The sequence below is a fragment of the Streptomyces sp. NPDC037288 genome, from assembly GCF_055603265.1.
On the sequence record NZ_JBVJVY010000064.1, the window covers coordinates 17,225 to 27,068 of the forward strand.

Below are 9,844 nucleotides of genomic sequence, written 5' to 3' on the forward strand. Positions count from 1 at the left end.
CGCCTCCCGGACGCGGCTGCTTCTTCAGTCGTCCTGCCCTTCTTCCGCCTGCGGCCCGGCTTCGATCCGGCAGAGCTACCGCGCTTTGGCGACCTCTCCTGGCGACTGGCACTGATGAGCCGCAAGGACGCGCACCGTTCCCTGGTCATCGACTGGAGCCGGTGCCCCGCCGCACTGCCGCCTGCGTTGATGCGCACGGCCTTCGCCGAGCTGAACGTGCCGATACCAGCTCGATCGCGGACCTTGAGGCTCCTCAACCACCTAGGCAGGCCGTGGCGGAGCTGGCGTACGGGCTTTCGCTCCGGCTCGGCAGCAGGGTCTTCGGCGTCAAGGCTTTCAGGTCCGCCATGGCCATACCTGTGGCGCAGCCTTCGATCACCGTCTCGCGCGACGAAATCTCTCCGCGCGGCCTGGTAGGCGTGTGGGCGAATCGCGGAGATGACCACGCGGGTGGAACAGGCACACGCCTCAGGCGCCGGTGAATGTGAACGCGGCCCAGAAGATGGGCGCAGCCATAGTCCGCTCCTCCGGGTCCGCCAGTACGACCTGTTCCCAGCAGGCCGTCGCGACGGCCGGGGAGAAGCGGTCGGAGATATCGAGGTGCGCCGCGAAGAAGGCGCTCTTCTCCCCGTTGGTCGTGTCGCGCACCCATTGCTGGGCTCGGCGCAGTGCCTCGGCCGGTGAGAGGCCGTCCGCCCGCCAGTACCCATAGAACATCGTCATGATCATCATGGCGTCACGGTCGGGCAGCGGCCAGTGGGACGCGACTGTACCGGCGGTTCCAGCGCGGACGAACGCGCCGGCGAGGCCATCGGCCTCATCCGGGAACTGCTCCTGCGGTGTGGCGGTGTCACAGGCTGAAAGCACGGCCAGCCGGGTGGCCAGTGCGAGAGAGGAGATGTCGTCGAGGGTGAGCGTCTCGCCGTCGGCCAGCACCAGGCCGGCGTTTCCGCCGTCCCAGCCCTGCGGGATGGCGTGGCAGGCGAAGTGCACGACGTCCGCCCGGGCCAGGATGCTCAGGACGGCTTGCTTGGTCGCCCTGTCGCGTGCCAGCCGTGCCTTGCGCGTCCAGAACACGCCAGCCGCTTCCCCCTCGATCTCAGCGCACGGAAGCTGGCGCAGGTGCGGATCCGCCGCGCCGGGATCGGCCGGGTCCTCGACCGTGAGGAGCACCTCGTCACTGGCCTGCGCGGCACGCTTCTGCGACCGTCGCAGCGCCCGCAGGCTGGGCGCATACACGATCAGCGTGTCGTCCATCGCATACCGGCGGCCGGTAGGACTAGACGCATCCGGCCGCCAGGCCGCGTGCAGCGGGAGCACGCACAAAGGACCGCATGGGACGAGCGCGATCCGCGGCTGATCGCCGAGTTCCGCGAGCACCGGTCCCATCGTGCTGTCCCAGAGCCACTTGCCTGCCCAGTCCAGCATCCGCTTCCAGGTATCGCGGTCAGTGCCCCGCTCCTCCTTGGCGCGCAGGAGCCGCTGCGCCCAGCCGATCACGGGATCGGCGGCCAGATGGGGCAGCGGTAGGTAGGTCGCCCGGCCCTCGCGAGCGATCACGGCGAAGCCCGACTGTTCGCAGGTCGCTAGGAAGACAGTGGGCGTGTCCCGGCAGGCGGCGAGCAGCTCGTGGAGTTCGGGCAGCTGCGGATCGGTCAGCACTGTGCGCCACTCTTCCAGGGTGAGCAGGGCCCGCTCCGGCTGTCCCGCCTCTGCCCACGCGTAGGCGGCCTTCGATGCCAGCCGGACGTCCATGCCAAGCATCTGCCGCCGATGGGCCGGGTCGTCCTGGGCCTCCAGCAGTGTTCGCATCAGGGACAGTTTTACGGCGAAGGCTTCGGCGGCCTCGCGCCATGAGCGGCGTTCGAGGGACCAGTCTCCAAGTTCGTCGGCCGCCTTGATGGCGGCGGCGGGGTTGCCGGAGGCCGCGGCACCCATTGCTGACCTAAGCGCGGTCGCCCCCTCGTCGAGGTCCTCAGGGCTGCCGGAGACGGCATAGCGTTCCCTGAGGGCGCAGCCGAGATTCTGAAGTGCCGCGCCGCGCTCGATGAGATCGTCCTCCGCGTCGGTCAGGCCCGTGCGTGCCAGTTCGATGGCACGGTGGAGCACGGCTTGGTCGCGGGTCGCCCGGTACAGGTGAAGGCAGGCCTCGGTGAGGCGGTGCCGGAGGATGGCACGGTCCTGCGCGCCCTTGCGTCCCGTGAGGCCGAGTGCCTGCTCGAAGAGTCCGACTGCCTCGGTGAGCAGGTGGGGATCCTGCCGGAAATGGTGTTCGACGACGAGGGCTTCACCGAGCTGCTTCCTCGCCTCAATGCGCTCCTCTCTCGTTCGAGCCGTCGCCATCGCCTGACGACCGGCGGTGAGCCCGCGGTCGAGGTGATGGCTCTCTTCGGTGCGGGTGACGAGGGCCGACCAGACCTGGCACTGCTTGGCCAGCACTGCGGACCTGCCCTTGCCGACCGCCGGGTCGGCGAGGGCGAGAGCGAGGATCTCCGCTGCGCGCTCCAAGTCGCCGATGGCTCCTCCGCGGCCCTGACGGACGAAGAGGGCGGAAGCCAGATCGATCGCACAGTCGGCGACACGCGGTGACCCCCGGGACAGATCGAATGCCCGGTGGTAGGCCGTTAGAGCGGTGTCGAGGTCGCCGTCGTCGTACTGGACCGCCGCGAGATTCCGCCAGGCGGCGGGGGAGCGCGGATAGATTGTGGTCATGTGGTCGGCTGGCTGTAGCCGGGCTCCCTTGGAGAGTAGGACCTCGAGCGCTCGGTCCGCCTTGGCCGCACGCCGCTCGGCGCGGCTCCGCCTGGACCAGATCATGGCCGCTCCGCGGTGCGGAGCGCAGCTTCGTAGACCATCGCGTCCTGCGAGCCCGCAAGTGCCCCATCGCGCGCCGCGCGAAACGCGGCGACGGCCCGCTCCTGGTCGCCCGGATCGTTCGTGGCCTCGGCCAACAACAGCAGCGAGCGGCCAAGCTCATAAAGCGCCTCGCACCGGGCCGGTGAGCCTTCTCCGGCATGGTCGCGGGCGCTTTCGAACAGCTCAACTGCGGTGGCGAGCACGTCGAGATCGCGGGTGGATTCGTAGGCGTGTTTGTGCGCCAGGCCGGCGTTGTGGCGCAACCACCGGACACGGCCATGGGTGGCATCCGGATTCATGAGCCGTTGATCAGCGAGGACGCCCCGCCACGCGGCCAGAGCCGCCGCTATGTCGGTCTGGCTGCCTGTGGCCATCGACCTGCGTAGCAGGTCGTCGGCCAGTTCCATCCGGTCCCAGGATTCGCGCAGCGCGCGTTCCAGGATTGCCAGTCCGACGCCGAGTTCGCGGCAATGCCTCAGGAACTTGATCTGGTCGAGGAAGAAGTCCATGTCTTCGCGATGGAGCGTCGGGGCGAGGACGGAGATGGCCGCGCTCGCCACTTGTTCACCGATCTCGGTGAGCAGTTCGGGGAAGTCGCTCAGCGCGGCGGCCTCGTCCATGCGGGTCTCGGGGGTGAGGAACCGGGAGGTACCCGCCAGGAGGCGTTCGGCGTGCCTGACGTTCTTCACCGGAATCTCGTAGGCGCCTATCACCAGGTGCACCGAACGGCCGTCGATCCGCACGATCGGCCCGAGGGCATCCGTCATGTCAGCCGCCTTTCACCTGACGGACCTTCCGGGGAGACGTAACGAAAGGCCATAGCCTGCGGTGATATGCCTCGCCAGAGGTACGTGGTCAGATCCCTACCGCGTTCGATCTCCTCGGCGGGACCGGCGGGTGGAGGGAGGTGCGCGGCCTCGTAGAGCCGGTGCCGGTTCAGCGTGAAGGCCGCCTCGACTAGCGTCCCGTACAACCCCGCCGAGGGGAGGAGCGAAACGCGGTAGACAAGGACGCTCGCCGTTATCGCGGCCGGCAGCGCCCACCACGCCCAGAACGTCCAGAGAACGAAGACGACACTCCACAACCATGCGCGGGCGGCGGTGTTGAGCCGGCTCCGCGCCGTTACGACCTCCGCCTTCGTTGCCTCGTCAAGGAGCAGCCAGAGATAGGGCCAGCACACGGCCACGTCGAGGCCGAAGCGGTCGCGCGGGCGGCTCTCCACGGCGCGCAGCAGGTTGCCCAGCCGTGTCGGCATCACGAGATCGAAGTCGACCGGGATGGTTCGCAGGGTGAGCTGGGCGCGTACGAGACGCCGCTGCACCCTGGCCGTCCCCTCGTGCGCCCGGCAGGCACTCCAGGTGGCACGGACGTCCGCCGCGAGCGCCCGCATGCCGACCGGGGCGACAGAGGGGACGGCTGGCCGCGACGCGGCCCGCAGGGCCTCGGCTGCCGCGGCCTGGGCGGCGCGCTGGGCTCGGAGCCGCCGGTAGAAGTGCCACGGAACGAAGAGGCGGTGGAACGGCCGAGGCCAGTACCCCTCCAGCGTTCGCAGGATGGACGGGGTGATCCGCTCCGCGAAGACCGCTGAGAGGGCGACGACCAACAGCGCCCCAAGAAGCAGCGCCAGCTGCTGGGCGACGGGCAGCCGTGATGCCTGCCGCCCGAGTTCGTCGAGTCTGGCCGTAAAGCCCCTGGGGGAGCTCCAAATCCAGGCGGCGAGGCCGCCGAGCCAGAACGCGAGGGCGGACGTCAGTAGACGAGTCATCCACTGCTCGGTCGCCTTGCCAGCGAAGGTCTCCCAGAATGCCCCGATCACGCGGTTTCCTGCGCCTCGTACGGGACGCCGTCGTTCGGGCAGACGGGGATCTCATCGCGTAGGTCGAACCGGAACCACGGCGGCCGATCGCAGCGTGGACAGTTGTACCGTACGACCTGCACGCGCTGCGGATCCCCGAGCAGATCCTCGAACGCCCGCTCGCGCCGTGGCACGGTGAGCAGGTCGTTGGCCCACCGCCGGGTGGGCTCGTGCGCGGCGAGCAGGCCGATGACCTTAACCTTCACCGAGTCCCCCTGTGCGCTGCGATCGATCAGGGCGGCGAGTTCACGGGTGACGTCCGGCGCCAGGCCCCCGAGGAGCTCTGGCAGGTGAGGACGGATCGCCCGGGCCACGTCAAGAATCTCAGCCTCAGTGAATGCCACGTCTCCCCGCCCTGGAAGCAGCACATCGCGACCAACCGCCGATCGCTCACTATCTAGTCTCGCATCCTGGTCTGAGGCGGATGGCATGTTCGCGAGATCGGACACCGCAGGACCATGACCTCCTGGGTAGCAAAGCGTCGACATCCTTTCGCGGGTCAGCTCCCAACGCGCCCACGACGACGTGAGCGATTTCAAGACCGGGCTCGCCCCATGACACACGAGCCGCGGGTCCGTGACTTCATCGGCCGCACCTGCGCGCTCGGCATCGCGGCGCGACAGCCCGCATCAGTCCGGCCGGTTGATCTGGTTGATCATTTCGCGGTTGGCGGCTTGGGCTACTCCTGGGTGGTCAACTCCTGCGCGATGGCGCGTCTTCACTCCTTCGGGCGGGTGGCGGGGCGCCCGGCTCGGGGCGCTGCGGCCGCGTCTTGGTCGCGGGGCTTGGCGTCTCGGCGGAAGCCCTCGGTGGTGTAGCCGGTGTAGCACGTCAGCTTGCACAAGTGGCCCGGCGCTGTGCCCGCACGTCTCGCACCAGTCGTCGAAGTCGTCGGGATGCCACGGCTGCAGCACCTCACGCGGGGAACATCCAGATGTGGTCGACGACCGCCCGGGCGGACAGGACCGGAGTCCGGTGCATCCGCTCGGTACACTGGGCCTGCCAGATACTCGCGAGCCGGGACGGGGTGATCTGGTTGCTGGTGGCCGGGCTGATGCTCCACTCGCGGCTGTGCGCGTCGGTGGCGGTGTAGGTCAGGAACTCCGGCTTGTCCTGGCGGCCGTTGTCCGTCCAGGAAAGGCCGGCGACCTTGAGGGCGCGGTCCAGCGAGCGCGAGTTGACCCTCCCCTTACGTCAGGCTTGAGGCTGTATGCCGACGAAAGGGCAGGTGGATGAGCTACTCCGTGGGCAGGTCCCGGCCTTCGTTGGGGTGGCGGTGCGGACACTGCATCACTACGACAAGGGGGGACTGCTTTCGCCCAGTGACCGCAGCCACGCCGGATACCGGCTCTGCAGTGAGGCCGACCTGGTCCGTCTCCAGCAGATCCTCTTCTACCGCGAGCTCGGCTTCCCTCTCGACGAGATCGCCGCGATCTTCAAGGATCCGCAGGAGAATCCCCTGGAGCGGCCCCGGGCCCGGCAGCGGCAGCTGAGTGAGGAGATCGCCAGGCTGCAGCGGCTGGCCGAGGTGGCGGAACGGGCGATAGAGATCCAGAAGACCGGCGTGTCCCTGACTTCTCAGGAACGCTTCGAGGTCTTCGGTGAGGTCACCTTCGACCTGAGTTATGCCACCGACGCAGAGCTGAAATGGGCGCACTCGGAGGCACAGCGCGAGGCGATGGCGCGCGCGGCTGCCCACACCAAGGAGGACCGGCACCAGCTCACGGGCGAAGCCGCCGCCTGGCGCGCGGAGATGCTCTCGGTCTTCGACGAGGGAGAACCGAGCGACGGCGAGCGGGCCATGGACCTCGCCGAAGAGCACCGCTTGCACATCGCACGCTGGTTCACCTCCTGCCCGTCCGACATGCACCGGCGCATCGCGGACGACTTCGTCGCCGACCCGCGCGCCTTCGCTCTGGTCGTACCGCCGTCGCAGCTACACCTGGGCCTGCCGCCCATACCCGCAAGGCGGTTCACGCCAACGCTGCCCGCCACGCAAGTGGCGGTACCGACTTGAGGAGGACCAATGAGGATCCTGATAGTCGCGGCCGGATCGAGCGGCGACGTCGCACCCTACAGGGGCCTGGGCGCTGAACTGCGCCGGGCCGGGTACGACGTCGCCCTCGCCACCGCAGACGCCTTCGAAGCCGGGATGTACTGCTCTACGCCGAGGCCGTCCCCATCCCCGAGCACCGGCCCGAGGGCCCCACCGTCGGCGAGCGGCTGGTGGTACGCCCTCCCTGCCATCGTGCCGCTCACGCTGCTGAGATGACGGTAGAAGCCGACCTGTGAGGCACGGGGCCAAAACCCCGAAAGATCACCGGCCCGGTGAATGGGCCCGGCAGAGCGGGTCCACGCCGTGACGAGCCGGCCCGCCGAAGTGCTGCAGGACGTCCGTAGTTGGTGCGCTTCGGGGAGCGGCCTCGGTAGAAGAAGCCGCCTTGACAGTGGTCATGGGGACCGCAACTCTGAGATCGATGGACGCTGCCGCTGAGTATGACGGATTGACAGAAGCCAGTGCAGGTCGAGCCATGGCGGCAGCTTGCAGCCAGGTAGGCTTGCGCTCCGGCCAGGCGGAGCTGTTGCGGCTGGGAGAGAACGCGATCTATGCGCTGGCAACGGAACGGACGGTTGTCCGCGTGGCCCGCTCCGACACCGAGGAAACCCGCCGCAAAGTTCACAAAGAGCTGTTGGTCGCTCGTTGGCTGATGTCGCAGCACTTCCCAGCAGTCGCGCCTCGTGAGGACATAGTCCAGCCGGTCCAGGTCGAAGGGCGATGGGTGACGTTCTGGGAGTATGTTCCTCCCAGTCCCGTAGAGCCGACTCTGACGGACCTTGGTGGCTTGCTTCGTGACCTTCACTCGCTGCCGGCACCGGAGTTCTGCCTGCCACTCCTCGATCCATTCCCGATCATGGAGCGGCGCCTGGCGCTCGCGCAGGGGGTCCCGCAGGCAGACGTCGACTATCTTGCTGAGGCTTGCGTCAAGAGCCAGGCCGCCTTCCACAGCATCATGTCCGACGCGCCCAGGGGAGTGATCCACGGAGACGCTCATCGCGGCAACCTGCTGGCGCGCGGCAGCCGGATACTCCTCATCGACTACGAAGCGGTGGCGATCGGCCCCCAGGCCTGGGACCTCATTCCGACCGCCACGGCTGTCGACCGGTTCGGGCTGTCACCCGGCGATTACGCCGTCTTCTGCCAGACCTACGGCCAGGACGTGACGGACTGGCCCGGCTACGGCCCCTTGCGCACCGTACGGGAGCTGGGCATGACCACCTGGCTCATGCAAATCGCTCAGTCAGGAAAAGCAGCGGCGGAGTTCGCCGTCCGCATGGAGTCACTCCGAAAGGAAGAGCGTGACCGGCGCTGGCATGCCCTCTGACAGCCACAGCGACCTTCCCTTCGCCCCATATGCCGCGAGACCGCACCTGCGGCTGACCACTGTCTATTCCACTGCGTGGACCTACGACCCGGACCAGATGGCCCAAGCCGCAACCGCTCCCAGCGACGTCCTCAACTTCGGGCGGCTGGCCGGGTATTACAGCAGGTCCGAACAGCAGTTGCCGCGGGTCATCAGGCGTGAAGCGCTCGACTGCTCAAGCGTCGTCTGCCAACGGTGGCGTCCGGGAGAGCCAGCCTCTGCGCAGCTGTGGCATTTTGTCCTCCCCGCCGGTCAAGTGGTCGTGGCACTCACGCTGGATGTGCCGCTGACTCTGGTCGAAGCCATCCCCCTACTCGAGGATCTCTACTACGGAAGCATTGCGTGCAACGGAACACCGCTCGAACAGCTTGCAGCCGACCGAATCGGTTGTCGGCCGCACAGCGACGGATCAGTGCAAGCGTTCCTACCCGAGCGGCACCAACTGGTCTTCCGTGGCATCGATACGCCCGATCAGGTCCCGGAAGACGATACGGTCCAACGCGTCATCTACCGGACGGATCTCCCGTACCGCCCAGAGCACAGCTCAATCCACTACCCGCAAGAACTCAACCGGCGCCCCACCACGCTCGGCGCGGTCGGGCCCTATGTAAGCCTGCTATGCGGACACCAGGACTACATCGAGAACAGCGCCCTGCTCTCCGCCGTCCAAACCGTAGGCTCAGCGGCGCGGCTCCGCGAGACCCGCGAGGTGGCCTACGGATTCGTCCACAGATTTCGGCATCGAGCCGCAGATCAGGGCGGAGTCCACGACCGGAGGACAGCGCTCGAAGACATCGCAGACGGACTGAGCCAACTCGAACTCGAACTCAGCTACAGCGTCGAGGTCGCCGGAGACATCGGCATGCTGGTACCCGCCTTACGCGTAGAGAGCTTCCACCAGACCCTGTTCGCAGCCATAGGACTTACCAGCCGGGCGGCCACCATCGGGCAGATGCTGAACCGGCTCGGCAACGCGATCACTGCGGAGCTCACCTCGATCGAAAGCATGGAACAACGCGCGGCAGACCGCCGTCGCGTTCGCACCGTTGTCGCCGTCACCTTCGTTACCACTGTCAGTGGGACCCTTGGCCTGCTCTTCGGTTTCTTCGGCATCAACGCTCGCCAGGTGAACCAGAACCGCTCCATGTTTGATGATCACTACATGCCGATCTACGTACTGATCGCGACCATCCTCCTCTGCGCCCTTGTCATTTTCGGCGCCATGCGTGTCCAGGAACGCTGGGAAGAACGCCGCGACAGAAGCCGAACAAGGACGTGGGAAGGCACACACCACCTGCTGGCCCGGGAACTGGGTGCAGTGGTACTCGCCCCAGTGGCATCGGTCACCCATCTCACGGCCCCTCGGCTCCCCAACCCGTCACCGCATGACCCCGATCCCCAGCCTTCACCCACCCCGTCGAGTTGACCCAGCCACTCCTGATGATGGCCATCGCAGAAGCCGGTCAAAGGCCACAGGCGCGGCCGATAGGGTTAGGGCTGACTCCGTTGCCGCCCTAGCTTGATCTTTACTGACCTCGGCTCTTCAAGGTGACGCGAGAATGTCGAGGGTCAGGCCGGTACCCGCTATGAAGCCGTCGAGAGTGTCGGGCCGGTACCTTCGAGTCGGTCCAGGGCGACCACGGCGAGATTGGCCAGACTGCGCTTGACGTGCGCCCACACCCCCTCGACCGGGTTGAGGTCGGGCGAGTAC

The 9,844-nt window shown here is 67.5% G+C and carries 7 protein-coding genes and 2 pseudogenes; 4 read left to right on the forward strand and 5 right to left on the reverse strand.

Features of this window, described 5'->3' with window-relative positions; translation table 11 throughout:
• Nucleotides 1-468: 468 nt before the first annotated feature.
• The 4 genes from ACZ7GZ_RS38400 to ACZ7GZ_RS38415 form a co-directional block, all read right to left on the reverse strand.
• Nucleotides 469-2,439, reverse strand: a complete 1,971-nt coding sequence (locus ACZ7GZ_RS38400) for a CHAT domain-containing protein (protein WP_471031808.1) — start codon at nucleotides 2,437-2,439, stop codon at nucleotides 469-471.
• Between the two features lie 374 nt (nucleotides 2,440-2,813).
• The gene (locus ACZ7GZ_RS38405) at nucleotides 2,814-3,623 is read right to left on the reverse strand and encodes a hypothetical protein (protein WP_471031811.1); all 810 of its coding nucleotides are present in this window, start codon (nucleotides 3,621-3,623) and stop codon (nucleotides 2,814-2,816) included.
• Nucleotides 3,620-4,672 (reverse strand): hypothetical protein, encoded by a 1,053-nt coding sequence (locus ACZ7GZ_RS38410; RefSeq protein ID WP_471031813.1) that lies wholly within the window; start codon nucleotides 4,670-4,672, stop codon nucleotides 3,620-3,622. Before ACZ7GZ_RS38410 ends, ACZ7GZ_RS38405 begins: the two co-directional genes overlap by 4 nt.
• Nucleotides 4,669-5,160 (reverse strand): hypothetical protein, encoded by a 492-nt coding sequence (locus tag ACZ7GZ_RS38415; protein WP_471031816.1) that lies wholly within the window; start codon nucleotides 5,158-5,160, stop codon nucleotides 4,669-4,671. The genes ACZ7GZ_RS38410 and ACZ7GZ_RS38415 overlap by 4 nt, the downstream gene beginning before the upstream one ends.
• Before the next feature lie 783 nt (nucleotides 5,161-5,943).
• On the opposite strand from ACZ7GZ_RS38415, the pseudogene ACZ7GZ_RS38420 reads away from it, so the two are divergent.
• The 4 genes and pseudogenes from ACZ7GZ_RS38420 to ACZ7GZ_RS38435 all read left to right on the forward strand — a co-directional run.
• A pseudogene (locus ACZ7GZ_RS38420) lies at nucleotides 5,944-6,739 on the forward strand (MerR family transcriptional regulator); the annotation flags it as partial.
• A complete protein-coding gene (locus ACZ7GZ_RS38425; RefSeq protein WP_471031823.1) occupies nucleotides 6,738-6,983 on the forward strand; it encodes a hypothetical protein in 246 nt (81 codons plus the stop codon). The pseudogene ACZ7GZ_RS38420 and the gene ACZ7GZ_RS38425, both read left to right, overlap by 2 nt.
• 205 nt (nucleotides 6,984-7,188) lie before the next feature.
• On the forward strand, nucleotides 7,189-8,094 hold the full coding sequence (locus ACZ7GZ_RS38430) for a phosphotransferase enzyme family protein (RefSeq protein ID WP_471031818.1): 906 nt from the start codon (nucleotides 7,189-7,191) through the stop codon (nucleotides 8,092-8,094).
• On the forward strand, nucleotides 8,069-9,559 hold the full coding sequence (locus tag ACZ7GZ_RS38435; protein ID WP_471031821.1) for a hypothetical protein: 1,491 nt from the start codon (nucleotides 8,069-8,071) through the stop codon (nucleotides 9,557-9,559). Before ACZ7GZ_RS38430 ends, ACZ7GZ_RS38435 begins: the two co-directional genes overlap by 26 nt.
• 117 nt (nucleotides 9,560-9,676) lie before the next feature.
• Here the strand turns inward: ACZ7GZ_RS38435 and ACZ7GZ_RS38440 are convergent.
• Nucleotides 9,677-9,844, reverse strand: a pseudogene (locus ACZ7GZ_RS38440) (IS630 family transposase); the annotation flags it as partial.

Bases quoted from the DNA above. Each gene is read 5' to 3' on its own strand.
- ACZ7GZ_RS38430 (WP_471031818.1), top strand. From the start codon at position 7,189: ATGGACGCTGCCGCTGAGTATGACGGATTGACAGAAGCCAGTGCAGGT.
- ACZ7GZ_RS38405 (WP_471031811.1), bottom strand. From the start codon at position 3,623: ATGACGGATGCCCTCGGGCCGATCGTGCGGATCGACGGCCGTTCGGTG.
- ACZ7GZ_RS38425 (WP_471031823.1), top strand. From the start codon at position 6,738: ATGAGGATCCTGATAGTCGCGGCCGGATCGAGCGGCGACGTCGCACCC.